The organism is Agrobacterium tumefaciens (assembly GCF_009649785.1).
GTDB lineage: Bacteria > Pseudomonadota > Alphaproteobacteria > Rhizobiales > Rhizobiaceae > Agrobacterium > Agrobacterium tumefaciens.
The window spans coordinates 302,782-328,389 of sequence record NZ_WJOK01000002.1 but is presented as its reverse complement, the minus strand read 5'-3'; the positions used below and the strand labels follow the sequence as shown (position 1 = coordinate 328,389).

The window sequence follows — 25,608 nt, the reverse complement described above, 5'->3', positions numbered from 1 at the left end:
ATAAGCCCCCCGGCCTGTCTGCAAATTACTGCCCCTGCTCAAGTATGTCGTACGCCTGATGCCTCAAACAATAGATTGCAATCAGTAGAGAAGACCAGATAGGCCCGGTTCCGGTAAAGAAATTACTCTCAAGACACGAAGAAAGCAGTGCATACACCCAAATTCGTGCAAAAAGCCGCGTTAATGCCGGATCGGTACCCTTGTTCACAGCTATACGAAAATCGTTTGCGGGTATGATGACGAGCCATATGACGATGAGAACAAAGGCCGGCAGGCCACCATTCAGCAGGCTTTCGACAAAGCCGTTATGGGCATGGAAGGCGGTGACCGCCCAGGTGCCGGCAGTATCGGCCTGCGCCAGAAGCCGGTCACTCGTCCAGAATGCCTGAAAACCCTGCCCGAAGATCGGCGATTGCGCAAACGTGTCGAAGGACAGGCGCCATATATCCGTTCGGCCGGTAAAGGTGGAATCGATCCCCAGACTATCGACCACATGCCGTATGCTCGGAAAATAGGTGGAGCCGACCGCGAGGATGTTGAGGAAAGCCAGAAGACCTCCGATCATCAGCAATGTCCGACCGGCATGTCTTTCCATGACCCAGACCAGCGCAACAGTGACGGGCAACAGCATCGCTGCGGTTTTCCCGTTGGTTTTCCAGAGGAAGAACCCTGCCAGAAGCGTGATGACAATGCCGCCAACCGTCGACCAGCTATTGCGCAGGTAAAGCCCGATCATGACGAGAATGATCATGGCCGGAGCGGCGGCATTCTTGTGATTGAAGATACCGCGCCAATCGCCGGCGAGCGCCGTTTCATCGAGATCGTAGGGCTGGTGGATCGAGCGCGAGCGCAGGAAGATCACCCCGAAGTAGCAGAGCGCCAGCAGGATGACGGCGAAGATGGCCATCATCCGGTCGAACTGCCGCCTGTCGCGCGGCATGACGACGAGGACGCTGGTGATGAAGCACAGAAGGCCCGTAAAGAGCAAACGTTGCAGCGAGGTGCCGGGCTGGGAGCCAAGCACCGAACAAATCACCAGCCAGGAAAACAACAGCATAATGGGCAGACGCGGCCGCAACAAAAGCCCCGTCAGCCGATGACGCAGGGCAAAAACACCCAGCATCAGCGCAATCACCAGCCCGGTCAGCTGGTTTGCGGCGGCGTGCGGCACGGGCGCGGCAGCAAGATTTTCGAAAGGCGCAACGGAAATCCAGATATAAAGCATCGTGACGACGAAAAAAATCGCGTCGCGACGGCCGCCCGTAAGCGACATGCTGTTGCTCTGTACAGGAATGGACTGCGTATCAGTAAAAGGCGGCATCGTCGGCCACATCGAAAAAGGATAATCGGATCATTGGCCTGCCTTGTGACGAACAACGAAACCCTTTTTTAAACCGGGCCATGTCCAAATAACCATAACAGTCATTATCATCATTATTATACAATTGCTTTAACCCTCTCTTACCTCAAGAAGGCTAAGACTGGGCAACTGCCATTCATAGAGGTCAACGGCCTTCGAATTATTGCCCCCTTGCCGGGTTTTTCAGTTCATCAATTTTAAGAACACGGCAGTTATCTTGAATTCGCCCGGCGACGCCGGAAAGCACGGAGAATAAGGTGTCGTTGAATACGCCGCGGTTCAGCCATCTAGTCAGACTGGGATTGACCTATATGGCATCCGGCGGGGCGCTTTTGATGTCCAGCGCCGCCCAGCTTTTGACCTTCGCCCTGCTTGCCCGCCATCTCGGCGTGGAACAATTCGCGCTCTATGCCTCGATCACGGCCGTGACCAATCTCGGCGTACAGATTTGTGGTTTCGGTTCGCAGGAATCGCTGATCCGCCGCGTGGCGCAGGATCGCAGCATGTTTCCCGTGATGCTCGGCCACAGCTATCTCTTGAGCGCCGCTACCGGCATTGTGCTGACCATCATCGGCATGGTCACGATCCCGGTGTTTTTCCCGACGTCGGAAACATTGCTGCATACCCTCATCACCACTTTCGTGATCCTGGTGACGAACCTCATCCTTCTGAAAGTCATTTCGCTTTCGACCCAAAGCTTCATCGCCCATTCCGACTTCGCCTCCGCCAACAAGCTGGAAGTGATGTTCGCCGTTGCCCGCACAATTGCCGCCGTGGTCGCCTGTCTCATCTTCAAGGTGGAGACGGTGGAGGCCTGGGCCCTGTGGAACCTGGCTGCCCATACGATTGCGGCAGTGATTTCGCTGAAGGCGATCGGCAGGCTCGGTCGGCCGGTTTTCCGGATCGTTCGCGATGAAATCCGCATCGGCATCCTGTTTTCCACCCAGTTCCTGTTCAAGGCCGTGCGTGGCAATGCCGATATTCTCGTTCTCGGTGCCGTTGCGAGCGCCGAGGTTCTGGGCAGCTACTCCATTGCCCGGCGAATTCTCGACAGCTCCTACCTCTCCGTCGAGGCTCTCAACCGGCTGATCTATCCGGGGTCGGCCTCAGCCGCCCTGCAGGGTATCGGAAAGACCATAGAGCGCGCTTATAATGTGCTGAAGGCAGCGCTTGTCATCGCAGTCGGCAGCGCACTTGTCATCTTCATCATAGCACCCTTCCTGCCGCTACTGTTCGGCGACGAATACGTCTCGCTGCCGATCATCACCCGTATCCTTTGCTGGGTCGTGCTGCCGATGGCCGTTGCGGCAACCGCGCTTGAGGCGCTTGGCGCTTCCGGACGGCAGGATATCCGCGCCAAGATATGGAACAGCGGCAATCTCATCGGCTCCGTTATCGTCGCCTTCCTCACCTGGTCCTTCAGCATTTCGGGAACGATCGGCAGCTATTTCTTCGTGGAAGCCGCCATCGCCGCCGCCGTTTGGATCGCGCTTTTGCGATTGCGGCGCAACGAAGAAGCCTTTGCGCCCGCCAAATAGAACGTCATCCGGGCCCCGATCCGAGTGAAACCGGATTTCTCTAATAAAGCCCGTAGGGGAAATAACGCCGGTAGATTTCTTCCAGCCGGCCATTGCGCGAAAGTGCGGCAAGCGCCTGATCAAAGGCCGGTACAAGCACATCGTCCGGATCAACTGCCATGATGGAAAGGCCTTCACCAAGAAATCTGTCGGATAAATAAGGTCCGCCGAAAAGCGCACAGCAAGCACCGGACGCGCTTCCCGAAACCCAGAAAGGCAGGCGCAGCCCATCCGCAAAAACGGCGTCCACCTTGCCCGTCTTCAACGCCTCATACATGGGTTCGTAACCATTAAAGCCTTCAGCCGAGGCTTTGGGAAAAAATGCCTTGAGCATCTGTTCGTGCCGCGAGCCCGTGACCACACCCACCTTCTTTCCCGACAGGGCATCAGCGCCGGAGCCAGTGAATTTCGCCGCCTTGTTGACGGCAAGACGCGCAGGCAACAGCAGATAGGGTCGCGAGAAGGTGAAACTCTTTCGCAGATCGGCGGTAGTGGCAATGCCGGAAATCACCGCTTCGCCCTCTCCCATTTCCAGCGCTGCCTCCAGCTCGTCAAACGGCAGTGCCTGCACCTGGCATTTGCTCTCAACCTTCAGCTGGGCACAGATTTCGCGCACCAGATCGACATGAAAACCGGCAAGCCGGCCTTCCTGATCGGTAAAATTAAAGGGTGGAAAATCGACCGACATCAAAAACCTGATCCGGGGCACGGAGGAGAGATCGCCACCCGGAAACCGCTCCTGCGCATCAAACAGCACCGGCATGCGGTTTCTGTCCGAGAGACCTTCCGCGTGAAGTTCTCCCAAATTACCACCGAATTGTAAAGCGACAGCTAAAGTAAAACCAATAACTATATTTCGCGTTACATTCATCATTCTCATCTATACTGTCCGTAGCAAGAAGCAGGGCGTTACCATGGCGGCGGCGGCGATGCATGGATTATTTTAGGCACTATACACGAGAATCGTTCCGCACGACGTCAGCGGGGCGAAAAATTGCGTTTTCGCTCATCGGCGACAATCCGCTTTGGACAGCGCCCGAACCGGACGAGCATGGGCCAACACGCTTTCTCTCTTCGCTGGGGTTCGGCAAGCCTTACATCGCTGCATTCGAAGAGCAGGCCCTCAAAAACGGCTCAACCGTGGAAGACGAATTGCTGGCGAGCGGCCTGGTCGATGCGGATGCGTATTACGGTGCTTTTGCCAGATTGTTGCGATTGCCGTTTCGACCGGAAATCGATCCGGGTCGTGTGGCAGACCTCAATCACCTGGACGCGCAACTAGCCGAACCACGGCTCCTGCGGTTGACACCGCTGAATGGTAAGCCAGTGTTGCTGATCGTGCCGGAACTGGCAAGGATGGAATTGCTGAAAGGCATCCTCGATCAGCGCCCGTATCTTCTCGAAGAACTTGCCGTGACCACGCCACAAGCCATGCGCAGCGCAATCTGGAAGGCGGGCGAAGCACGCCGCTGCCGAGACACGCGACATCAGCTTTTCAACGCCGCGCCGCAGCATTCCGCAAGGATCACGCTGCATGGCGAGCAGGGTTTTGTCAGCGGCATTTTCGTTACCCTGCTCGTTCTGTCGCTACTGTTTTATACGCAGGCGGCCCTGGCCTATATTCACGTCACCCTCACGATGCTTTATCTCTCCACCTTGCTTTTCAGGTTGTTTGCACTCGTCCATACGCCAAAAGGAAACGATGCGAAAACCGTCATACCACTCCAGCAGGACGGGGAGCTGCCGGTCTACACTATTCTTGTGGCGCTTTATCGCGAAGAGGCGGTCGTTGAGCAGCTCATTCATGCGCTGGAGCGGCTGGACTGGCCCAAATCCCGGCTCGATATCAAGCTCGTCTGCGAGGCAGACGACGTAGCGACGATCGAGGCCATCCAGCGGATAAATCCCGGTCCGCATATCGAGATCGTCAGCGTGCCGCCATCCATGCCACGCACGAAGCCCAAGGCCCTGACCTATGCGCTTTCCGGCGCGCGTGGCACTTTCGTTGCCGTTTACGACGCCGAGGACCGGCCGCATCCGCTGCAATTGCGCGAAGCCTACGCCGCCTTCCGCGGCCAGCCGGACGAGGTGGCCTGTGTGCAGGCGCCGCTTATTATCAGCAATGCCAGCTCCTCCTGGCTCAGCGCCTGTTTCGCACTGGAATATTCCGGCCTTTTCCGCTGCCTGTTGCCCGTTCTTGCAGCGTGCAAGCTGCCGCTGCCGCTTGGCGGCACCTCCAACCATTTTCGCACCGCCGTGTTACGCCGGGTGGGAGGATGGGACCCGTATAATGTGACGGAAGATGCCGATATGGGCCTCCGGCTGCACAGGCTGGGTTATCGCTGTGGTGTCATCCGGCGACAGACACTGGAGGATGCTCCGACCTCCCTTTCCGTCTGGCTGAACCAGCGCGCGCGTTGGTACAAGGGCTGGCTGCAAAGCTGGCTGGTCATGACCCGCTCGCCCTTCACGACCGCGCACCGCATGGGATGGATCGCCTATATCGTCTTTCAGCTGCTGATTGGCGGCATGCTTCTGTCGTCGCTGGCCCATCCCTTGCTGTTTGTTTCCTTCGCCTTCATGGCCATGGCAATCCGGGAAAACGGCGCGGATATGCTGCTTTCCTGGCAGGGCATTCTGTTTTTTATCGATACGCTGAATATTTTCGGAAGCTACGCCATATTCGTACTGATGGGCAGAAACAGGATGATAGCTCATGAGAAACAACAGGTCGGACGGCGCTGGTTGGCGATCCCGCTTTATTGGCTGATGCTGTCATTCGCCGCATGGCGCGCCGTGGTGGAATTGAAAACCAAGCCGTTCGTCTGGAACAAGACGCCGCATATGCCGTTCATCAGGAACAAGGCCTGACGACCGGATTTTATAAACGAATTCCGGTTCCGTCAGCGCCGCCACTGCGGATATTGCACAAACCAAAACGCCTTGCCGATCGAGGCTTCTCCATCGGCAAGCTTTATCGCTTCGCAAAAGATCGGCCGAGCAGCTCTATTTGGCAACAAGCTTGTTCTTGATGAGGCCTACAATGATCTGGACAATCAGGCCGCCGACGCCGCCGCCAACAAGCTGGCCGGCAAGAGCACCTATATCCATGCCGCCGGCGGCAGCAGTTCCCGCCGTCCCGAGCAGCGATCCGAGCACGGTTCCTCCGCCGATGCCGCCAATAGCGCCGGCAATCAGGTTGCCGAGCGCACCGAGATCAGAATCCTTGAGTATTTTTCCGCCGGCCGAACCACCAACCGCACCGCCGACAATTTGGGCCAATATCGAAGTAAGATCCATGTCATCCTCCTCACAGGTTTCCCCGACCATTCGGAGAAACAATGCTTCCCATTCATGTGTGCGGGCCGGAGAAAGCGGGCCTTGAGCCTTAGTCTTTCTCGCCGAAAAGTTTCCAGACCACGGCGCCGATTGCGCCGCCGAGGATCGGAGCGAGCCAGAACAGCCAGAGCTGTTGCAGCGCCCATCCACCAACAAACAATGCCTGTCCCGTCGAGCGGGCCGGATTGACGGATGTATTGGTGACCGGAATGGAGATCAGATGAATAAGTGTGAGAGCAAGGCCGATTGCGATCGGCGCAAAACCAATGGGAACCCTGCCATGCGTCGATCCCAGAATGACGATCAGGAAAAATGCCGTCAAAATGACTTCGATCAGCAGCGCCGACACGAGCGAATATCCACCCGGTGAATGTTCCCCGTAACCATTTGCGGCAAAACCGCCAATATCGGCACCGGCTTTGCCGGTAAGGATGACATAAAGCGCCCCCGCCGCGACAATCGCCCCTAAAACCTGCGCCACTATGTAAGGAACGAGGTTCGATGCCGGAAATTTGCCAGCAACGGACAGACCGACGGAAACGGCCGGATTAAAATGACCGCCCGAAATGCCGCCGACCGCATAGGCCATGGTCAAAACCGTGAGACCGAAAGCGAAAGCGACACCGAGAAAGCCAATGCCGAGTTCAGGAAAAGCAGCGGCAAAAACCGCACTGCCGCAACCTCCGAAAACGAGCCAGAAAGTGCCAAGAAATTCCGAAAGAAGCTTGCGACTCATAACACTCCCCCAATAATGTTACGACCGCATCAACTATTACGTGCAATTTAATTGTAGTCAAGCTAAATCGCATAGTCGCACGTTTGCCGCAGCGATGGCGGTGACATGCGCGCTTTTGGCTGGCCAGGAAGTTGTTTGGATTGCCTTGAAAATATGGAGCGGGTGAAGGGAATCGAACCCTCGTATTCAGCTTGGGAAGCTGCTGCTCTACCATTGAGCTACACCCGCGCCGCGCACAAGACATCGGACAGTTCTTATCGGGTGTCAAGCACCCGACAGGATCATTACTCCGTGCGGAAATGCTTGGAGAGCTTCAGGCCCTGTGCCTGATAGTTGGAGCCAAGGCCGCTGCCGTAGAGGCCATCAGGTTTTTGCAACATGTGCTCGTAAACCAGCCGGCCGACGATCTGGCCGTGTTCGAGGATGAAGGGCACCTCGTGGCTGCGCACCTCGAGAACGGCGCGGCTGCCCGTGCCGCCCGCCTGCGCATGGCCGAAGCCTGGATCGAAGAAGCCCGCATAATGCACGCGGAACTCGCCCACCAAGGGATCGAAGGGTGTCATTTCGGCCGCATAAAGTGGCGGTACATGCACCGCTTCACGCGAAACGAGAATATAGAACTCATCCGGATCGAGGATCAGTTCGGCACGGCCGCGGGCGTATAGAGGTTCCCAGAAATCGAGAACATCGTGCTGAGCCTTCTTGTCGACATCTACTACCGCTGTGTGATGCTTGCCGCGATAGCCGATCAGCCCTTTTTCGCCAAAACCCTTAAGGTCGATGGAAAGCGCGATGCCGCCGCCGGTCACATTAGGGGTTTCGCTGGCGACCAGCATCTCCGTCTCGTGCAATTTCAGAAGCTCGGCCTCGTTGAGCAACGAGTGGCCGATGCGGAAACGGATTTGCGAGAGGCGCGAGCCACGGCGCACGACGACCGGGAAGGTGCGCGGGCTGATTTCCAGATAGAGCGGGCCGGCATAGCCCGCAGGTATCTTGTCGAATTCCTGCGCATTGTCGGTCATGACGCGGGTGAAGATATCAAGACGCCCAGTCGAGCTTTTCGGATTGGCCGAAGCCGACATATCCGCCGGCAGCTCCAGGCTCTCCATCAAGGGCACGATGTAGACGCAACCGGTTTCCAGCACCGCCCCCTCGCTCAGATCGACCTCGTGCAGGCTGAAGCGGTTGAGCTTGTCGATGACTCGCGTTCCGGGGCCGGGCATGAAACTGGCGCGCACGCGATAGGCTTTGGAGCCCAGTCGCAGATCGAGGCTGGCGGGTTGCACCTGATCGCCATCGAGATCAGCCTCGCTTCTCAGCTTGCCGCCCGCAAACAGCGCCCTGATCGCGCCATCCGCCAAAATGCCCGTGGTTCTGGTCATGATCATCATTCCTTTTTACGGCGACAAAACCAAAAGGAAAGCATTGACGCAAGCCGGTAACGGCAGTATGGCAAGCTTATCCCGTGGTGATTTGGCCGGTCGGCTTGCAGCCACGTTAAACAAGTGGCTAAAAAGACCGGGTGCTAGGAACCGGTCTGCTTTTGCGACCGGTTTTTTTGTTTTGAGGTGATCACATGAGCAATAAATGGCGCCCGGCAACCCAGCTCGTTCACGGTGGTACGCTACGCTCACCCTATGGTGAAACGTCGGAAGCGATCTATCTGACCCAGGGTTTCGTTTACGAAAACTCCGAAGCCGCCGAAGCGCGCTTCAAGGGCGAAACGGATGGCTTCATCTATGCCCGCTATGCAAGCCCGACCAATGACATGTTCGAAAAGCGCATGTGCCTGCTGGAAGGTGCGGAAGACGCCCGTGCGCTTGCCTCCGGCATGGCCGCCGTGACAGCCGCCATCATGTGCCAGCTGCGTGCCGGCGATCACATCGTTGCTGCCCGCGCGCTTTTTGGCTCCTGCCGTTGGGTGGTAGAAACGCTTGCACCCAAATACGGCATCGAGTGCACGCTGATCGACGGACGCGATCTCAACAATTGGGAAAAGGCGATCCAGCCGAACACCAAGCTGTTTTTCCTCGAAAGCCCGACCAACCCGACGCTCGAAGTGGTGGATATTGCCGGCGTGGCGAAGCTCGCCAACCAGATCGGCGCGAAAGTGGTTGTCGACAATGTTTTCGCCACACCGCTTTTCCAGAAGCCACTCGAACTCGGCGCCCATATCGTCGTTTATTCGGCGACGAAGCACATTGACGGTCAGGGCCGTTGCCTTGGCGGCGTGATCCTTTCCGACAAGAAGTGGATTGAGGAAGAGCTGCAGGACTATTTCCGCCACACCGGCCCAGCCATGTCGCCGTTCAATGCCTGGACACTGCTGAAGGGCATCGAAACCCTGCCGCTGCGTGTCAAGCAGCAGACGGCCAATGCCTCGAAGATCGCCGATTTCCTCGCCGACAGCGGCAAGGTTGCCAAAGTGATCTATCCCGGTCGCGCCGACCATCCGCAGGCAGACATCATCGCGCGGCAGATGTCGGGCGGCTCGACGCTCGTGGCTTTCGAACTGAAGGGCGGCAAGGAAGCGGCATTCGCACTGCAGAATGCGCTTGATATCGTGAAGATTTCCAACAATCTCGGCGATGCCAAGAGCCTCATTACCCACCCTGGCACCACGACGCACAAGAACCTGACCGACGAGGCGCGTGCCGAACTGGGTATTTCCGGCGGGACCTTGCGTCTTTCCTGCGGTATCGAAGATACGGACGATCTGCTGGAAGATCTGGCGAAGGGTCTTGCGGCCGTTTCAGTTTAAGGATTCAATCGACATATCGCCATGGCCCGACTTCCCGTCGGGCCATGGCACACATCCCGCCTGGGTGAAAGCCCGCGTCGGGCAACCAATATTTACCTTTACCGTTATCCCTAACGGTGAAAAAACGGCGCAACAGAAGATGCGCGTGGTCGTCAAGTCATTCATTTTCTTGACGATAGCCAGAACCTGTAGTGTAGGATGATGGCAGCAGGGAAAATATCGAGGTGTGGCGCGTATGTATCGTGCTCTGACAAGGGATATCGAGGTAACGGTCGATCCGTATTATCTCGAGGAGCAGTCCGACCCGGATGACGATCGTTATGTCTGGGGCTATAAAGTCGTGATCTCGAACAATTCCGATGTTCCGATAACACTCGTCAACCGCTATTGGCACATCACCGACCAGAACGGACAGGTGGATGAGGTCTACGGGCCGGGTGTCGTCGGCGAAAAACCGCATCTGAACCCCGGCGACAGTTACGAATATTCATCCGGCTGCCCGCTGGATACGCCGTCTGGCCTTATGTTTGGCCATTATGAAATGGAAACGGACAAAGGCGAGGTGTTCAACGTCACCATACCCGCCTTTTCACTGGATTCACCCGGCCTGTTGCGGGTGCTGAACTGACAAAAAGCCGCGCCATTCACAAGCGCGGCTCTCCTCGTCAGACGTTTTCAAATTCACTGACATCGTAGCGATAGGTCGTGGAGCAGAACTCGCACGTTACGGCAATCGCACCGTCTTCCTCACTCGCCTTGATCTCTTCGGCGGTGAAACCGGACAGCACACCCTTAATCTTGTCCCGTGAACAGCTGCAACGGTCGAAAATGACCTGCGGATCGTAGATGCGCACGCCGCTCTCGTGGAAAAGCCTGTAAAGCAGACGCTCCACTGGCACCTGCGGATCGGTCAGCTCGTCGGTATCCACCGTATTCAGCAGCGACACCGCCTCTGTCCAAGCATCGTCCTCCGCCACTTCATAATCGCCCTCGTCGCCGTCACCGCCATGGAGATCGCGCATGCGCAAACGCTCGGGCGCCTGCGGCAGGAACTGGGCAATCACGCCGCCTGCACGCCAGCTATGGCGCGGCTTGCCTTCGCCGTCACGGTCGAAGAACTGGGCAACGCCGAGGCGCACGCGGGTGGGAAGCTGTTCCGACTGACGGAAATAAACCCCGGCGATTTCTTCCAGCGAAGAACCGTCCAGCGGCACGATGCCCTGATAAGGCTGCATGCCGACGCCCTGATCGATGGTGAAGGCCAGAATGCCGGTTCCGAGCAGTTGTTCGGGCGAGGTTTGCCCCGCAGCGACAGCTTCCGCCAGCCGCTCCTCATCGAAACGAGCATAAGCGCGCATGCTCTCGGGCGCGGTGAAATCCGCCACCAGAAGGTCAACCGGGCCGTCGCCCTTGGTCTGCACGGTCAGCTTGCCGGAAAATTTCAGGGATGTGCCGATCAGCGCCGTCAGAACCGTTGCTTCCGCGAGCAGGCGGGCGACAATCTCGGGATATTCGTGACGTTCGAGGATGGCATTCAACAGCGGCCCGACCTGTACGGCGCGACCGCGCACGTCCAGACCCTCGACCTGAAAGGGCACAACCTTGTCGTCGCCAGCTAAATCGAGATTGTCCAGTTCAACCGTTACATCTGCCATGTCATAACTCCCTGGCGCAGCCGTTGCGCCGCTACCGTCCAAAAGTCCGGCTTTTAAAATGTACTTTTTCAGCTTGTCGCACAGAGATCCGGGAAGCGAAACCGCCTCCGGGGAAAATCGTGCAAATCGTGAGGTGGCCCGCCAGCGAAAAGCCGACGAGCGTCTTCGAAGCCCCACAGATGGGAATGTGCATCGCCGAGTTCAAGCACCCGGCCGATAGCGGTCAGATGACGCCCATGCACCATGCGATAATGGACTTCTGCGCATGGAGCCGGTTTTCCGCCTCGTCGAAGACCACCGATTGCGGCCCGTCGATCACTGCATCCGTTACTTCCTCGCCGCGATGCGCCGGCAGGCAGTGCATGAACAGCGCTTCCTTGTTGGCCTTCGCCATCAGCGCTTCATTGACCTGATAAGGCTGGAAGATATTGTGGCCGCGCGCCTTGTGTTCCTGGTTCATGGACACCCAGGTATCGGTGACGACGCAATCAGCGCCCGCCACTGCCTTGTCGGCGTCGTGGTACAGCGAGATTTCGCCGCCATTGTTGCGTGCCCAGTTCAGGAACTTGTCGTGCGGTTCCGAACCCATCGGTACTGCCATCGCCATGCGGTAACCGAAACGGGCGGAGCCTTCCACGAACGAATGCAGCACGTTATTGCCGTCACCCGTCCAGGCAATGGTCTTGCCCTTGACCGGGCCGCGATGTTCCTCGAACGTCAATATATCCGCCATGATCTGGCAGGGATGCGTGTCGTCCGTCAGGCCATTGATAACAGGCACGGTGGCGTGTTCGGCAAGCTCGAGCAGACGCGAGTGATCCGTGGTGCGGATCATGATGGCATCGACATAGCGCGACAGCACCTTGGCCGTATCGCCAATCGTTTCCGCGCGGCCCAGCTGCATTTCCGTGCCCGACAGGAACAGGGTCTCACCGCCGAGCTGGCGCATGCCGACATCGAAGGAGACGCGGGTGCGTGTGGACGGTTTTTCGAAAATCATTGCCAGCATCTTGCCAGCAAGCGGCTTTTCCGCCGTGCCGGTTTTGGTGGCAATCTTGCGCGTGCGCGCATCATCAAGAATTGTCCGCAGATCCTCCGACCCGACGGCCGAGAGGTCCAGAAAATGTTTTGGTGAACCCATTCTAATCTGTCCCATGCTTGCGAGCCCCTGAAGAGAGGCCCGCTCTTGATTTTTTCAGGCGCTTTTTGCCTGTTTCGCAACCGTCAGGGAGGCGGCAGCCGCGTCGATACGTGCAAGACCCTCGCGGGCCTCTTCAGCCGTGGTGACGAGCGGCGGCAGAAGACGGATGACATTGTCGCCCGCAGGAACGCCAAGCAGATGCTCTGCGCGCATGGCCTGCAGCAATTCGCCCGAAGGAATCTTCGCCTTGATGCCCAGAAGCAGACCTTCGCCGCGAATTTCGTCGATCACGTCAGGATAACGGTCCTTGAGCGAGGCCAGACCCTGCCGGAAGACCAGCGCGACGTCACGGACCTTCTCGAGAAAACCTTCGGAGAGAACGACGTCAAGCACGGCATTGCCGACTGCCATGGCCAGCGGGTTGCCGCCATAGGTGGTGCCATGTACGCCCGCCGTCATGCCGGAAGCGGCATCTGCCGTGGCAAGGCATGCGCCGAGCGGGAAACCGCCACCGATACCCTTGGCGACCGCCATGATATCGGGCGCAACACCGGTATGTTCATAAGCAAACAGCTTGCCTGTGCGGCCGACACCCGTCTGGACCTCATCGAAAATCAGCAGCAGACCGTGCTCGTCGCACAATCCGCGCAGGATTTGCAGGAATTCCTTGCTGGGCGAGCGAATGCCGCCCTCGCCCTGGATGGGCTCGATCAGAAGTGCTGCAGTCTCAGCCGTGATGACGGCCTTGAGGGCATCGACATCACCGAACGGAACCTGATCGAAACCTTCGACCTTGGGACCGAAACCTTCGAGGTATTTCTGCTGGCCACCCGCGGCGATCGTCGCCAGTGTACGGCCATGGAAAGCGCCTTCGAAGGACACGATGCGGAACTTCTCCGGATGGCCCTTGGTATAGTGATAACGGCGGGCGGTCTTGATGGCGCATTCCAGGGCTTCCGCGCCTGAATTTGTGAAGAATACCTTGTCCGCGAAAGTCGCTTCCGTCAGGCGCCTGGCGAGTTTTTCCTGTCCCGGTACTTCATAAAGGTTCGAGACGTGCCAGACCTTCTCGGCCTGCGTCTTGATCGCATCAACGAGGTGAGGATGGGCGTGGCCCAGCGAGTTGACAGCAACACCGGCCGCAAAATCCAGATATCGCTCGCCGCTTTCCGTGAACAGCCATACACCCTCACCGCGCTCGAAGCGCAGGGGGGCTCTTGAGAACGTATCAAACAATGGCGCGCCGGCTTCGGCCATGGCTGTATCACTCCTTGCGCAGATGCGCTGTCAAACTGTTGTCAATAGGCTTGCGGGGTTATCCCTCGCCTGAAAATCAAAATGCCGCCTTGCGGCGGCAGGGGCACTATTGTCACTTCGTTTGCCGATGTCAACAAAAGTCAGCGTTTCCCGGGCTTCTCAAGCACTAGTATGCGGCGGCGGGCCAGCCCCAAGGTGTTGCCTTTCAGACTCAATACGCCAGCAAGTTGGGGAAAACCGGAAAATCGATTCCAGATGATTCCCGCGACTCTTGCCACGGAGTCGGGCTGGCACTAGGTTAATCGCTAATTACTAGACTGCATTGCGGCGGAACTAGTCACCGAAAATCAGGCGGAAACCACGCTTGCGGCATGCGCGCGAGACGGAGAGGGATTCTGCCGAAAATACACGCGACAAGCGGAGAAGCGGCATGAACTGGACAGACGAACGAGTCGAAAAGCTCAAGAAATTGTGGTCCGAGGGCCTTAGCGCCAGCCAGATTGCAGCGCAGCTGGGCGGCGTCAGCCGTAATGCCGTGATCGGCAAGGTCCATCGTCTCAATCTGCCGGGACGCGTCAAGGCTGGCGGTCCAGTGACTTCGGCACGCTCCGCGCCGAAGCGCACCGCTGCCCCTGCCCCGCGTGCGACGACTTTCGCAGGTCGCGTCAACGCGGCACCGGCACGCATCCTCACCCGTTCGAACGCGGCAACGGCGCTGCACGAGGAGATCGATATCGAGACCGCGCAGGTTCTCGATTACGTTCCTTCCAAGAACGTTGTCACGCCGATTTCCCGTCGCCTGACGCTGACGGAACTGACCGAGCGCACCTGCAAATGGCCGGTTGGCGATCCGCTGAAGGACGACTTCCATTTCTGCGGTTGTGAAGCGCTGGAATCTTCGCCCTATTGCAAGTTCCATGCGAAACTCGCCTACCAGCCGGTGAGCGAGCGCCGCAAGGCTTGAGTGTTGCGGCACGCATTCAGCACTCAAAAATTACGGGCCTTCGGGCCCGTTTTTTTATGACAAAAATAAAGCGGCTTTCTGGGCGGCTTGATGGCAGGCCGCACCCTTTCCCCTTACTATTGGGCGTGACCCCTCAATCCGGATTTCAACGCGCAGCCGATCTTCTCCGGTCAAAACGGATAATGGCATCGAGTTTGGCGGATACTCATATAGAAAAAGCCCGAAATCGTTTCAGATTTCGGGCTTCCTGATTTTTTGGTGCACTACTTCGCCAGCGAAACTATCTGGTTCCGCTTCGCTCAGGCTTCCATCGAATATCCCGCACCACGCACCGTGCGGATGACATCCTGCATGTGCGAGAAATTCAGGGCCTTGCGCAGACGTCCAACATGCACATCGACAGTACGCTCGTCGACATAGATATCATGACCCCAGACGCCATCCAGCAATTGCGAGCGGGAAAACACCCGACCCGGCGACGTCATCAGGAATTCCAGCAAGCGGAATTCCGTCGGGCCGAGGCGCACTTCGCGGCTTTTGCGGTGAACGCGATGGGTCTCGCGGTCCAGTTCGATATCGCCGCATTTGAGCACCGACGACAGAACCTCCGGACGGGCCCGGCGCAACATGGCCTTGACCCGGGCCATGAGTTCCGGCGTCGAGAACGGCTTGACGACATAATCGTCAGCGCCGGTAGCGAGACCGCGAACCCGTTCGCTCTCTTCGCCACGCGCCGTCAGCATGATGATGGGCAGGCGTTCTGTTTCCGGCCGCATTCTCAAGCGCCGGCACAGTTCGATACCGGAGACGCCGGGCAACATCCAGTCCAGGATGAGAAGATCCGGAATGCGCTCCTGCAGCCTGATTTCCGCCTCATCGCCACGGGGTATCGTGTCGACGTCGTATCCCTCAGCCTCGAGATTGTAACGAAGCAGGACGCTCAACGCTTCCTCGTCTTCCACAACTGCAATCTTGGGCACCATATGCTGAACTCCGCAAGCTTCTGCTTGTCTGTTACTCGGTCACCGAACCAAGCGTGTTGGAACTGTCGTCCTTCGGACGCTCGCCCTCCGGCTGGCTGCCGGTGGTCATGTAATAGATCGTCTCTGCGATATTCGTCGCATGATCGCCGATACGCTCGATGTTCTTGGCGCAGAACAGAAGATGCGTGCAGGTGGTGATGTTGCGCGGGTCTTCCATCATGTAGGTCAGAAGCTCCCGGAAGAGCGACGTGTACATGGCATCGATTTCCTCGTCGCGTTCACGGATCGCATTGGCCTTTTCGGCGGAACGCGTGGAATAGACGTCGAGGACTTCCTTGAGCTGCACCAGCGCCAGGTCGGACAGATGCTCGATGCCGCGGGCGAGCTTGCGCGGAACGCCGGTGCCGGCGACAGCGATAACGCGCTTGGCCGTGTTCTTGCCAAGATCGCCGACGCGTTCGAGATCGGCGGCGATACGCAGGGTGCCGATGATCTCGCGAAGGTCTGCCGCCATCGGCTGACGCTTGGCGATGGTTACGATCGCCTTGTCGCCGATTTCGCGCTCAGCATGGTCGAGAATGGTATCGTCCGAAATGACCTTCTGCGCGAGCGCAGCATCGGAATTGACGAGTGCGCGCACGGCGTCACCGCACATCTGCTCGGCAAGACCGCCCATTTCGGCGATGCGGCGCGTCAGAAACTTCAGTTCGTCGTCATAGGCAGACAGGATATGCGAATGGGTCGTTGTCTGTGTCATGGTCTATTCCTCCGGCTTGGCCTGCATGCGCGTGCCCAACAGCGGGGCACGGCAGAGGCACCAGTCTTGTACGGTTACGATAAAGCACCGGCCGGGGATCAGCCGAAGCGGCCCATGATGTAGTCCTGCGTGCGCTGGTCGTCCGGATTGGTGAACATCTTGTCGGTTTCGTTTTCTTCGACAAGATGACCAAGATGGAACATGGCCGTACGCTGGGAAACGCGCGCCGCCTGCTGCATGGAGTGCGTGACGATGACGATGGTGTAGTTGGTGCGCAGTTCGTGGATGAGTTCCTCGACCTTCGCAGTCGCGATCGGATCCAACGCCGAGCACGGCTCGTCCATCAGGATCACTTCCGGGCTGACGGCAACCGCGCGTGCGATGCACAGACGCTGCTGCTGGCCACCGGAAAGGCCCGTGCCGGATTCCAGCAAACGATCCTTCACCTCGTTCCAGAGACCCGCTTTCTGCAGGCTATGCTCGACGATCTGGTCCATATCCGCCTTGTTGCGGGCGAGACCGTGGATACGCGGGCCGTAGGCGATGTTCTCATAAATCGTCTTCGGAAACGGGTTCGGCTTCTGGAACACCATGCCGACGCGGGCACGCAGTTCCACGACGTCGATCTGCTGATCGTAGATATCGTCGGTATCGAGCGTGATCTTGCCGGTGACCCGGCAACCGTCGATCGTGTCGTTCATGCGGTTCAAGGTGCGCAGGAAAGTGGATTTACCGCAACCGGACGGGCCGATAAGTGCAGTCACCGTGTTTTCGCGGACATTGAGGTTCACGTCGTAAAGCGCGCGCTTTTCGCCGTAATAAACCGAAACATCCTTGCCGATCATCTTGTATGAGACTTCATTCATTTTCTTGTCCAGCGCCTTTTCAACTGCTGCTTCCGACAACATGTTCATTGCTCTAGCTCCCTCTACCAGCGCCGCTCAAAGCGGCGACGCAACAGGATTGCGCCAACATTCATGAGAATGAGGAACAGAAGCAGGATGATGATAGCGCCAGATGTCCGTTCGACAAAGGCACGCTCAGCTTCGTTCGCCCACATGTAAATCTGCACCGGCAGGGCCGTGGACGGATCCATAGGCGTTGTCGGATAGTTCGCGACGAATGCCACCATGCCGATCAGAAGCAGCGGCGCCGTTTCGCCCAGTGCGTGGGCGAGACCGATGATGGTGCCGGTCAGAATGCCAGGCATTGCCAGCGGCAGGACGTGATGGAAAATCGTCTGCATCTTGGAAGCGCCAAGACCGAGTGCGGCGGCGCGGATCGACGGCGGCACGGCCTTCAATGCAGCGCGGGTGGCGATGATGATCGTCGGCAGGGTCATCAGCGTCAGGACGAGGCCGCCGACCAGCGAGGCCGAGCGTGGAAAGCCCATGAAGTTGATGAAGACGGAGAGACCGAGCAGACCGTAAACAATGGAGGGAACAGCCGCCAGATTGTTGATGTTGACCTCGATAAGGTCCGTCAAACGGTTCTTGGGGGCAAATTCCTCCAGATAGATGGAGGCCGCAACACCGATCGGCAGCGACAGCACCAGCACGATCAGCATCATGTAGAACGAGCCGATCAGCGCAACGCCAACACCCGCGGCTTCCGGACGGCTCGAAGCGCCGTTGACGAAGATGCCGGTATTGAAATGCTTGCCAAGCTGTCCGCTTTCCACGAGCTGGTTCATCCAGCCGAGCTGCTGGTTCGAGATACGGCGGTTTGCTTCATCCCCCGACATGTCGACCTGGCCCTTGAAGGCGCTGTCGACATCACCCGACGCCAGAAGCGTGACGCTGCGCGTGGTGCCGATGACGGACGGATCGGCGACGACGATATCACGCAGCTGGGTGCGTACGCTGTCGGAGATCATGACGTTGACGGCGCGAAGACCGGCCTTATCCGTCGGCGCGACCCCGAGAACCTTTGCCACCGCATCACGGGCGAGGACGGGGTAGTTGGCCGTCATCAGCTTTGCCGGATTGGTTGCGCGCTCGTTCTTTGGATCGATGATCAGTTCGGAAAACTCGACCGGAACGGTGATCATCGTCTGCTGGAAGGCGGTGTGACCCTTGGATACGACCGACCAGAGCAGCAGAAAGAGGAAGATTAGGCCGAACGAGATTGCTGCCAATCCATAGGCGCGGAAGCGGCGTTCAGCTGCATAGCGACGCTTGATGCCGATATCACGGCGCGTGGCCTTGTTCACGGCGGCAGCACCGGCCGCCGGGGAAACGATGTCGGTCATTCATATTGCTCCCGGTATTTGCGCACGATGTAAAGCGCGTAGATATTCAGGCAAAGCGTGATTGCAAAAAGAGTTATGCCCAGCGCGAAGGCCACCAGCGTTTGCGGCGAGGTAAACTCAAGGTCACCCGTCAGCTGGCTGACAATCTTGACCGTCACTGTTGTCATGGGTTCGAAGGGGTTGAGCTGCAGGCGGGCAGCGACGCCAGCCGCAAGAACCACGATCATGGTCTCGCCGATCGCACGCGACGCCGTCATCAGCACGGCGCCGACGATGCCGGGAAGAGCGGCGGGAAGGATGACCTTCTTGATGGTTTCAGAGCGCGTGGCGCCGAGACCGAGAGAGCCATCGCGCAGCGAACGCGGCACGGCGGTGATGATATCGTCAGACAGCGACGAAACATAAGGGATCAGCATGATGCCCATGACGAAGCCGGCGGTGATGACGCTCTGCGCCTGGATGAAGTTGGCGTAGTTGCCTGTCGCAAGACCGCTGATCTGCGTGGAAATATCTCGCAGGAAAGGACCAACGGTCGTCAGCGCAAAGAAGCCGTAGACGATTGTCGGGATGCCCGCGAGCACCTCGAGCAGTGGCTTTACTATCGAGCGAAGGCGCGGCGTCGCATATTCCGACATATAGATCGCAGAAAACAGCCCGACCGGAACGGCGACCAGCATGGCGACGAAACCAATATAGAGCGTGCCGGCGAGCAGCGGGATCAGGCCGAACTGGCCGGAAGAGTCAGTCGCACCGGCAGCGGCAAAACGCGGATCCCATACCGTTCCGAAGAAGAACTGGTGCGCCGGAACCATGGTAAAGAACTGGATTGCTTCTGAAAGCATCGAAAGGACGATGCCGATGGTCGTCAGAATGGCGATGGACGACGCGACGACCAGAGCCGCGAGAATGACCCGCTCCACCCTGTTGCGCGCCCGAAAACGCGGCGCGATTGAACGCAGTGCATAAGCGGCACCGGCGAATGCGGCCAGCAGCACGGTGGCGATCATGCCCAGGCGGCTGGTGGAGGTCATCGCATTCAGCGTCTGGGCGGCATCGACCATGAAACGCTGGGGTTCGCCGGCAATTGCCACGCCCTTCGATGCCAGAAGCGATCTTACCGCAGCCGTATCCGCATCAACCTTTGCGGTTTCTTCCGGCGTCAGACGCTGAAGACCGCGGGCGATGGACGTTACCATGCCGTAGGTCAGGCTCTGCTGCGCTTCGGATTGGGAGCGCACATCTTCGGGAAATTCGCCACGCACCGCAGAGGTAACGATCAGCGGGCTGATAACAAGCCAGATACAGAGAATGAGCGCTGCGGGCAGCACCGCCCAGACGACAGCGTAGGAACCGTGATAACCGGCACGGGAATGCATGCTGGAGGGACGCCCACCAGACAAAGCAACGGCGCGGCGGCTGCCGAGCAGATAACTGCCGATGCCGATCAACACCAGTATCAGCAAAAGGATCGATGTGTTCATTAGAGTTCCCTCGTCGTGCCTCAAGAGCACGGTGCGATATCGGGCAAATCAAAAAGTCATCAAAACGAGACCGCTGGACCATCCAGAGATGCTTGCCGCCTGACTGTAACAAAGTCTGGCAAGCGTCAAGGTTGATACATCCTATCCATCTGTAATCCATCAACAATTATGTGGACGGCGATGGATGGGAACTGTCAACCGGAGACAGCCGCCTTAAGCACAACGGTACCGGAGCGGAGAGAGGGGTGCGGCAGGCCGCACCCCTCCTTGTTTATTACATCGAAGCGCCGGCAGCGAACTTGGAGCGAATTTCTTCGCGTTCTTTTTCCGGAGCGGCAACGAGGCCGTAGTTTGCGAGCGGAGAGTCGGGGCCGATCATTTCGTCAGAAACGAAGAACTCGACATATTCCTTGAGGCCCGGGATAACGCCCAGGTGAGCCTTCTTCACGTAGAAGAACAGCGGGCGCGAAACCGGGTACTTGCCGCTGGCAACGGTTTCCGTGGACGGAACAACGCCGCTGACGGTCGCAACCTTCAGGCGGTCAGCGTTGTTCTCGTAAAATGCCAGGCCGAAAACGCCGAGGCCGGTCTTGTTGGCGTCGATGCGGGCAAGCGTCTCGGTGTAGTCGCCGTCGATGTCGACTGCAGCGCCGTCCTTGCGAACTGCAACGCACTTGGCAGCAGCCTGCTTGGCGTCGGTGATCAGCGCCTTGATGGCGTCGGTCGCCTTGGCTTCCTTGCAGCCGTCAGCCATGATCTTCTCTTCGAAGACTTCGCGCGTGCCGTGCTTGGAACCCGGAATGTAAGCGGCGATCGCTACATCAGGCAGTTCCTTGTTGATTTCCGACCACTTCTTGTAAGGGTTGGCAACGAGCTTGCCGTCCTTGACGATTTCAGCGGCGAGCGCGAGGTACAGATCCTTCGGCTCGAGCTTGATGTCCTTGTTGGAAGAGTCCATTGCGAAGACGATGCCGTCGTAGCCGATCTTCACTTCCTGAACGTCGGCAACGCCAGCGGCCTTACAAGCGGCGAGTTCGTCGCTCTTGATCGGGCGCGAAGCGTTTGCAATGTCGATGGTGCCTTCGCCGACGCCGGAGCAGAACGCCTTCAGACCGCCGCCCGTGCCGCCAGACTCAACAACCGGAGCCTTGAAGTTCGGGAAAGTCTCAGCAAAAGTTTCGGCAACGATCTTGGCATAGGGCAGAACCGTGGAGGAACCAGCAACCTGGATCTGGTCGCGAGCAGCGGCGGCGCCAGCGAAGGCGACAGAAGCCACCAGAGCTGCTGCGGAAAATTTAACGAAGTTCATTTGTCTCTCCCGTCGTGGGCTTGTTTGTGGACGCAGCCGATAGCGGCAGACGCTCTTAGCATGCGCTCGGCGGTCTCTTCTTAACCACCGTAACCACTTCCTTTTATGTCACTTCGGTGAAAGATTTGTGACAGCCTAAATTATTGATTTTATTTATAAAATTTTTCGAAGCTAAAGACTGTTACGTACTCTATGTCAGAATCTGACGGTAAAGTCAGTGCCATTGCCCAGTTCCGATTTAATGATGAGGCGGGCGCGGTGGCGGGTGAGGATGTGCTTGACGATGGCAAGCCCGAGGCCGGTCCCTTTTTTGGAGCGACTGTCAGCGACACTGACGCGGTAAAACCGTTCCGTCAGACGCGGCACATGTTCAGCAGGAATGCCCGGCCCCTTGTCAATGACGCTCACCTCCACCGGCTTACCGGGTTCGGCACGCAGCCAGACATCCACGACCTTGCCTTCCTGGCCATATTTACAAGCATTTTCAACGAGGTTCTGAAACACTTGCACCAGCTCGTCGCGGTCGCCCTGCACTTCTGCCGGCCGGTCGGGCAGATGCAGCGTAATAACCACATCCAGCTCGTTGGCGAGCGGCAGCAACGCATCCCGCACATGGCCGATGACTGGGACGAGATCGACCTTCTGGTCCGGCGCAATATTCGCCCGCAATTCCAGCCTTGAAAGCGACATGAGGTCATCCACCAGCCTGCTCATGCGTGTGGCCTGATCCAGCATGATGGCGAGGAAACGTTCCTGCGCTTTGGGGTCGTTGCGGGCCGGCCCCTGCATGGTTTCGATGAAACCGCGCAGCGAGGCGAGCGGGGTGCGCAATTCATGGCTTGCATTGGCGACGAAGTCGCTGCGCATGCGGTCGATGCGGCGAAGCTCCGAAACATCGCGGAACGAAAGTATGTAGAACGGTGGACCCGCTGCCTCTCCCGCATCCGCCCGGGCAATGCGGACGATGAAGACCCGCTCTGAGGGAAAACGCTCGGAATGCTCGACCTGGTTGGGCTGGCCGGTGGTGATGGTCTCGCGAATGACATCCAGCAAGCCCGGCGAACGCAGCCGGGCGGAAATATGCGCGCCGGCCGGAAGCTGGCCAAAGGCGCGTTCCGCCGCGCCGTTCTGATAAAGAACGCCTGCGTTTTTATCGAGGATGAAGACCGGCGTATCCAGAACGGCCAGACCCGCCCTCACCCCGGAAATGACGTTTTCGCCGGGCACATCAGGTTCTTCCGCCTCAGCAGCTGCGGTTTCATCCTTAGCCGGCTCCTCCGGCTTTTGCCGGGCGGTCAAAATAGCGATGACGGCACAGAGCCACAGGACGGCGGGCATGTAGGGCGTTTGCAACTCAGAAACGGCAGCGACTGCAAGCATGCTGACGACGAGAACAGGCAACCAGTTTCGGCCAAGCTTTTTCGCAAAAAGCTTCAATCCGCTCTCGCCTTTCATGACTGCCATTTCAGCACACTTTCCACTTTCACCTGACAGCGCATCGGAGTCTCATAGGCCAGCTTCATGACAGAGATTCATCATCGCGTATTTTCCACAGCGTATATGCGCAAAATCTGCGCCGCAATCGTCACTGCGGTAGCACTCCGGCTAACCAATCCTCTTTCACTTGAATTATGCGGGTGGATATGAACTCATTGGCAGCGAGTTGCCTTTACACAACAACATCAGGAGGAAAGCATGGGCGAAGAAACGAAGAAGCGATCGGTGGAGATCACCATTGGCGGCAAGCTGCGCAGCTTCGACATCGATGATCCGGTTCTTCCCGACTGGGTGGAGGAGAAAAAGCTTTCCGCCGGAGATTTTCCTTACGACAAAAAGATGAAGCGGGAGGAATACGACGCCACCCTCGAGGCGCTGCAGGTGGAGCTGGTCAAGGTGCAGTTCTGGCTGCAGGCCACCGGCAAACGGGTGATGGCAGTCTTCGAAGGACGCGATGCTGCCGGAAAGGGCGGCGCGATCTTTGCGGCCCACGCTTACCTCAACCCCCGCTATGCCCGTGTCGTGGCGCTGACCAAACCAACCGAGACCGAGCGTGGCCAATGGTATTTCCAGCGCTATATCTCGCATTTCCCGACGGCTGGAGAATTCGTCCTCTTCGACCGTTCCTGGTATAACCGCGCCGGGGTGGAGCCTGTTATGGGCTTCTGCACCCCGGAAGAGCACAAGCGCTTTCTCAAGGAAACACCACGCCTCGAAAAGATGCTGGTCCATGAGGGTGTTCATCTGTTCAAGTTCTGGCTTGATATCGGCCGCGAAACGCAGATCGAGCGCTTCCATGACCGTCGCCACAGCCCGCTGAAATGCTGGAAGCTTTCCGACATGGATATCGCCGCGCTGACGAAGTGGGACGACTACACACAAAAGCGCGACGAGATGCTGGAAAAGACCCACACCGATGTCGCCCCGTGGACGGTGGTGCGCGCCAACGACAAACGCCGTGCGAGGGTGAACCTCATTCGCCACATCCTCAATACGCTTGACTACGACGGCAAGGACAAAAAGGCGATTGGCGAAATCGACGACAAGATCCTGGGATCAGGACCGGGTTTTCTGAAATAAGACTGGGAGACGTCAACAAGCGCCCCGGCTGCGGCGCTTGTTCCCTCTTCTTGCTGGATTCTTACTGACCCGGCAAAATGCGCACGGAGTACAGGTTCACCGGGCGGGCATTACCATCGATATCGCTGTTGATGAAGATCTTGCCGGGCGCATTCGGGGCAAGCGAACGCTCGAACGTCGTGTTCAGCAGCATATCCGCACGCTCGGCCGTGGCCGTGAAACGGTGACGGGAGCAATCGCCCAACGTGGCGAAATCGCATGCTACGGAAACCTGCGTTTGCCGATCGCTGGAGGATTGCAGCGTGATCGAGATGGTCGAGGATTTACCCGCCATGTCGCGCATCACTTCCACCGGAACCTCGACGCTGATTGCGCCGTCCTGAGAGACGCTTCTCGACGTCACCCGTATCGCCTTGCCGGCGGGTGTGGCGATGTTCTCGACACTGGCGCGGGAGCCTGCCGAAACTCCGGAACTGCCGCGCTCCGCATTAAATACTTCCACCCAGTCGTCAGAAAAACCGCGGCCGGCGGAAAGGCTCGGCGCGGGCTCAGTACCGTTGAAGTCCTCCGCCTGGACTTGTGCCGGCGGATTAGGCACGCTGGTATCGCGCTGCTCCGGCGTGAGCAGCAGGCCGGAGGAATAGACCCACCAGGCGCCGAAACCGACAAAGGCCAGAAGCGATACGAGCATGAAAAGCCGGGCGAAAAGTCCGCGACGCTTGCGGCGGCCAACGGCACCTTCCGGACGAAACGCGAGCGAGGCGTCACCTGCGCTGGAGCCTCTCCTTGGCGGTTTTCCATTACGACGTCCAGCACTCAGCGGCTCCGGAGAGGCAGCGACGCCAGGCCGCACGTCGCGCGTTTCGCCACGCAATTCCGGCTCGACTGCCATATCGCCGTGATGCTGCGATTGTGAGACGGGATCGACCGAGGGGCCGTCATGCGCCGCACTTTCCGGCACAGGCGGCCGCAACTGCTGCTCCACCCTGTCCAGAAGACGATTCCGCTCTTCATTCTCTATAACATGGATAAGGCTTTCGAGCCGCTGGCGCTGCTGGCCCACAATCTGCGGGTCGTCTATGCCCTGCTTGCGCAGGCCCGCTTCCAGTGCCTGACGGGACGATTGGTAAATTCGTGCACGAACTTCGGCGTTCGATCTGTCCGATTTTTCCAGAGCATTTCTGATTGCCGTTTCCAGTCCGCTCACGACCGATCCTTATTCTACTGCTCTTCGCAAAAAATATGTGGCAGTGCGCCATTGGTTTACGATTCGGTAACGGCTATGCCGCGCCTCCGCAAGCATCGTTTGCGATAAAGACCGGATTGCCTTGGGGAAAATCGATCCATTGTGGCGCTGTGAGCGCAGGTCTGCCGGGCCAGTACGACGCTGTTTTCGCTTTCAATCCGCTGCCGAACACGATATTGACTTACGTGCGCGTAAACGTAATCCGTGGGAGGAG

22 protein-coding genes, 1 tRNA gene and 1 riboswitch are annotated in these 25,608 nt (G+C 58.2%); of the genes, 6 read left to right on the top strand and 17 right to left on the bottom strand.

Going from position 1 to position 25,608, the window contains the following annotated elements:
- Positions 1-25: 25 nt before the first annotated feature.
- Positions 26-1,321, bottom strand: coding sequence for a Wzy-type polysaccharide biosynthesis protein UppY (uppY, locus tag GH784_RS03520; RefSeq protein ID WP_065703913.1), 1,296 nt, complete (start codon positions 1,319-1,321; stop codon positions 26-28).
- Positions 1,322-1,671: 350 nt separating this feature from the next.
- Between uppY and uppX the strand changes: the two genes are divergently transcribed.
- Positions 1,672-2,898 (top strand): Wzx-type polysaccharide biosynthesis protein UppX, encoded by a 1,227-nt coding sequence (gene uppX, locus GH784_RS03515; RefSeq protein ID WP_003514941.1) that lies wholly within the window; start codon positions 1,672-1,674, stop codon positions 2,896-2,898.
- Between the two features lie 40 nt (positions 2,899-2,938).
- Here uppX and GH784_RS03510 read toward each other — a convergent pair whose 3' ends face one another.
- Positions 2,939-3,700 carry a transporter substrate-binding domain-containing protein gene (locus tag GH784_RS03510; RefSeq protein ID WP_019564339.1) on the bottom strand — a complete coding sequence of 254 codons (762 nt, stop codon included), beginning with the start codon at positions 3,698-3,700 and terminating at the stop codon, positions 2,939-2,941.
- 170 nt (positions 3,701-3,870) lie between these two features.
- Here GH784_RS03510 and GH784_RS03505 point away from each other — a divergent pair, with 170 nt between their 5' ends.
- On the top strand, positions 3,871-5,808 hold the full coding sequence (locus tag GH784_RS03505) for a glycosyltransferase family 2 protein (RefSeq protein WP_162695629.1): 1,938 nt from the start codon (positions 3,871-3,873) through the stop codon (positions 5,806-5,808).
- A 135-nt stretch (positions 5,809-5,943) separates the two neighbouring features.
- Here the strand turns inward: GH784_RS03505 and GH784_RS03500 are convergent, their stop codons facing one another.
- The 4 genes from GH784_RS03500 to GH784_RS03485 form a co-directional block, all read right to left on the bottom strand.
- Complete coding sequence (locus GH784_RS03500) at positions 5,944-6,237, bottom strand: hypothetical protein (RefSeq protein ID WP_065703781.1); 294 nt, start codon at positions 6,235-6,237, stop codon at positions 5,944-5,946.
- 88 nt (positions 6,238-6,325) lie between these two features.
- Complete coding sequence (gene aqpZ, locus GH784_RS03495) at positions 6,326-7,012, bottom strand: aquaporin Z (protein ID WP_065703780.1); 687 nt, start codon at positions 7,010-7,012, stop codon at positions 6,326-6,328.
- Positions 7,013-7,166: 154 nt separating this feature from the next.
- Positions 7,167-7,240: transfer RNA gene (locus GH784_RS03490), tRNA-Gly, on the bottom strand.
- A 56-nt stretch (positions 7,241-7,296) separates the two neighbouring features.
- A complete protein-coding gene (locus GH784_RS03485; RefSeq protein ID WP_065703911.1) occupies positions 7,297-8,394 on the bottom strand; it encodes a 2'-deoxycytidine 5'-triphosphate deaminase in 1,098 nt (365 codons plus the stop codon).
- Between the two features lie 73 nt (positions 8,395-8,467).
- Positions 8,468-8,546: riboswitch (SAM riboswitch) on the top strand.
- A 42-nt stretch (positions 8,547-8,588) separates the two neighbouring features.
- On the opposite strand from GH784_RS03485, the gene GH784_RS03480 reads away from it, so the two are divergent.
- The gene (locus GH784_RS03480) at positions 8,589-9,773 is read left to right on the top strand and encodes an O-succinylhomoserine sulfhydrylase (protein WP_003514934.1); all 1,185 of its coding nucleotides are present in this window, start codon (positions 8,589-8,591) and stop codon (positions 9,771-9,773) included.
- Positions 9,774-10,008: 235 nt separating this feature from the next.
- Positions 10,009-10,401 (top strand): Co2+/Mg2+ efflux protein ApaG, encoded by a 393-nt coding sequence (apaG, locus tag GH784_RS03475; protein ID WP_003514932.1) that lies wholly within the window; start codon positions 10,009-10,011, stop codon positions 10,399-10,401.
- Positions 10,402-10,438: 37 nt separating this feature from the next.
- Here the strand turns inward: apaG and GH784_RS03470 are convergent, their stop codons facing one another.
- The 3 genes from GH784_RS03470 to GH784_RS03460 all read right to left on the bottom strand — a co-directional run bounded on the left by GH784_RS03470 (position 10,439) and on the right by GH784_RS03460 (position 13,826).
- Positions 10,439-11,428: an Hsp33 family molecular chaperone gene (locus tag GH784_RS03470; RefSeq protein ID WP_003514930.1), complete on the bottom strand. Its 990-nt coding sequence runs from the start codon at positions 11,426-11,428 to the stop codon at positions 10,439-10,441.
- 223 nt (positions 11,429-11,651) lie between these two features.
- Positions 11,652-12,569 (bottom strand): ornithine carbamoyltransferase, encoded by a 918-nt coding sequence (gene argF / locus GH784_RS03465; RefSeq protein ID WP_003514928.1) that lies wholly within the window; start codon positions 12,567-12,569, stop codon positions 11,652-11,654.
- Positions 12,570-12,623: 54 nt separating this feature from the next.
- On the bottom strand, positions 12,624-13,826 hold the full coding sequence (locus tag GH784_RS03460) for an aspartate aminotransferase family protein (RefSeq protein WP_003514925.1): 1,203 nt from the start codon (positions 13,824-13,826) through the stop codon (positions 12,624-12,626).
- A gap of 430 nt (positions 13,827-14,256) precedes the next feature.
- On the opposite strand from GH784_RS03460, the gene GH784_RS03450 reads away from it, so the two are divergent.
- Positions 14,257-14,790: a GcrA family cell cycle regulator gene (locus tag GH784_RS03450; protein WP_003514924.1), complete on the top strand. Its 534-nt coding sequence runs from the start codon at positions 14,257-14,259 to the stop codon at positions 14,788-14,790.
- A 299-nt stretch (positions 14,791-15,089) separates the two neighbouring features.
- Here GH784_RS03450 and phoB read toward each other — a convergent pair whose 3' ends face one another.
- The 7 genes from phoB to phoR all read right to left on the bottom strand — a co-directional run bounded on the left by phoB (position 15,090) and on the right by phoR (position 23,026).
- Positions 15,090-15,773: a phosphate regulon transcriptional regulator PhoB gene (phoB, locus tag GH784_RS03445; protein ID WP_003493692.1), complete on the bottom strand. Its 684-nt coding sequence runs from the start codon at positions 15,771-15,773 to the stop codon at positions 15,090-15,092.
- A 31-nt stretch (positions 15,774-15,804) separates the two neighbouring features.
- Positions 15,805-16,530, bottom strand: coding sequence for a phosphate signaling complex protein PhoU (gene phoU, locus GH784_RS03440; protein WP_003514921.1), 726 nt, complete (start codon positions 16,528-16,530; stop codon positions 15,805-15,807).
- Between the two features lie 98 nt (positions 16,531-16,628).
- A complete protein-coding gene (pstB, locus tag GH784_RS03435) occupies positions 16,629-17,444 on the bottom strand; it encodes a phosphate ABC transporter ATP-binding protein PstB (protein ID WP_003514913.1) in 816 nt (271 codons plus the stop codon).
- Between the two features lie 14 nt (positions 17,445-17,458).
- A complete protein-coding gene (gene pstA, locus GH784_RS03430) occupies positions 17,459-18,781 on the bottom strand; it encodes a phosphate ABC transporter permease PstA (protein WP_003514911.1) in 1,323 nt (440 codons plus the stop codon).
- Positions 18,778-20,262 (bottom strand): phosphate ABC transporter permease subunit PstC, encoded by a 1,485-nt coding sequence (gene pstC / locus GH784_RS03425; RefSeq protein ID WP_003514909.1) that lies wholly within the window; start codon positions 20,260-20,262, stop codon positions 18,778-18,780. Before pstC ends, pstA begins: the two co-directional genes overlap by 4 nt.
- Positions 20,263-20,536: 274 nt before the next feature.
- On the bottom strand, positions 20,537-21,571 hold the full coding sequence (locus GH784_RS03420; RefSeq protein ID WP_003514907.1) for a substrate-binding domain-containing protein: 1,035 nt from the start codon (positions 21,569-21,571) through the stop codon (positions 20,537-20,539).
- Positions 21,572-21,766: 195 nt separating this feature from the next.
- Positions 21,767-23,026, bottom strand: coding sequence for a phosphate regulon sensor histidine kinase PhoR (gene phoR / locus GH784_RS03415; RefSeq protein WP_046205579.1), 1,260 nt, complete (start codon positions 23,024-23,026; stop codon positions 21,767-21,769).
- A gap of 240 nt (positions 23,027-23,266) precedes the next feature.
- Here phoR and ppk2 point away from each other — a divergent pair, with 240 nt between their 5' ends.
- Positions 23,267-24,148: a polyphosphate kinase 2 gene (ppk2, locus tag GH784_RS03410; protein ID WP_003514903.1), complete on the top strand. Its 882-nt coding sequence runs from the start codon at positions 23,267-23,269 to the stop codon at positions 24,146-24,148.
- Between the two features lie 61 nt (positions 24,149-24,209).
- On the opposite strand, the gene GH784_RS03405 is transcribed toward ppk2, so the two are convergent.
- Complete coding sequence (locus tag GH784_RS03405) at positions 24,210-25,355, bottom strand: hypothetical protein (protein ID WP_019564345.1); 1,146 nt, start codon at positions 25,353-25,355, stop codon at positions 24,210-24,212.
- Positions 25,356-25,608: the final 253 nt, after the last annotated feature.

Coding starts and splice junctions, on each gene's coding strand:
- GH784_RS03470 (WP_003514930.1), bottom strand. CDS start 11,428: ATGGCAGATGTAACGGTTGAACTGGACAATCTCGATTTAGCTGGCGAC.
- ppk2 (WP_003514903.1), top strand. CDS start 23,267: ATGGGCGAAGAAACGAAGAAGCGATCGGTGGAGATCACCATTGGCGGC.
- GH784_RS03485 (WP_065703911.1), bottom strand. CDS start 8,394: ATGACCAGAACCACGGGCATTTTGGCGGATGGCGCGATCAGGGCGCTG.
- pstA (WP_003514911.1), bottom strand. CDS start 18,781: ATGACCGACATCGTTTCCCCGGCGGCCGGTGCTGCCGCCGTGAACAAG.
- uppY (WP_065703913.1), bottom strand. CDS start 1,321: ATGCCGCCTTTTACTGATACGCAGTCCATTCCTGTACAGAGCAACAGC.
- GH784_RS03460 (WP_003514925.1), bottom strand. CDS start 13,826: ATGGCCGAAGCCGGCGCGCCATTGTTTGATACGTTCTCAAGAGCCCCC.
- uppX (WP_003514941.1), top strand. CDS start 1,672: ATGGCATCCGGCGGGGCGCTTTTGATGTCCAGCGCCGCCCAGCTTTTG.
- GH784_RS03420 (WP_003514907.1), bottom strand. CDS start 21,571: ATGAACTTCGTTAAATTTTCCGCAGCAGCTCTGGTGGCTTCTGTCGCC.
- pstB (WP_003514913.1), bottom strand. CDS start 17,444: ATGAACATGTTGTCGGAAGCAGCAGTTGAAAAGGCGCTGGACAAGAAA.
- phoB (WP_003493692.1), bottom strand. CDS start 15,773: ATGGTGCCCAAGATTGCAGTTGTGGAAGACGAGGAAGCGTTGAGCGTC.
- GH784_RS03505 (WP_162695629.1), top strand. CDS start 3,871: ATGGATTATTTTAGGCACTATACACGAGAATCGTTCCGCACGACGTCA.
- apaG (WP_003514932.1), top strand. CDS start 10,009: ATGTATCGTGCTCTGACAAGGGATATCGAGGTAACGGTCGATCCGTAT.
- pstC (WP_003514909.1), bottom strand. CDS start 20,262: ATGAACACATCGATCCTTTTGCTGATACTGGTGTTGATCGGCATCGGC.
- aqpZ (WP_065703780.1), bottom strand. CDS start 7,012: ATGAGTCGCAAGCTTCTTTCGGAATTTCTTGGCACTTTCTGGCTCGTT.
- GH784_RS03500 (WP_065703781.1), bottom strand. CDS start 6,237: ATGGATCTTACTTCGATATTGGCCCAAATTGTCGGCGGTGCGGTTGGT.
- phoU (WP_003514921.1), bottom strand. CDS start 16,530: ATGACACAGACAACGACCCATTCGCATATCCTGTCTGCCTATGACGAC.
- argF (WP_003514928.1), bottom strand. CDS start 12,569: ATGGGTTCACCAAAACATTTTCTGGACCTCTCGGCCGTCGGGTCGGAG.
- GH784_RS03480 (WP_003514934.1), top strand. CDS start 8,589: ATGAGCAATAAATGGCGCCCGGCAACCCAGCTCGTTCACGGTGGTACG.
- GH784_RS03510 (WP_019564339.1), bottom strand. CDS start 3,700: ATGCCGGTGCTGTTTGATGCGCAGGAGCGGTTTCCGGGTGGCGATCTC.
- GH784_RS03450 (WP_003514924.1), top strand. CDS start 14,257: ATGAACTGGACAGACGAACGAGTCGAAAAGCTCAAGAAATTGTGGTCC.
- phoR (WP_046205579.1), bottom strand. CDS start 23,026: ATGAAAGGCGAGAGCGGATTGAAGCTTTTTGCGAAAAAGCTTGGCCGA.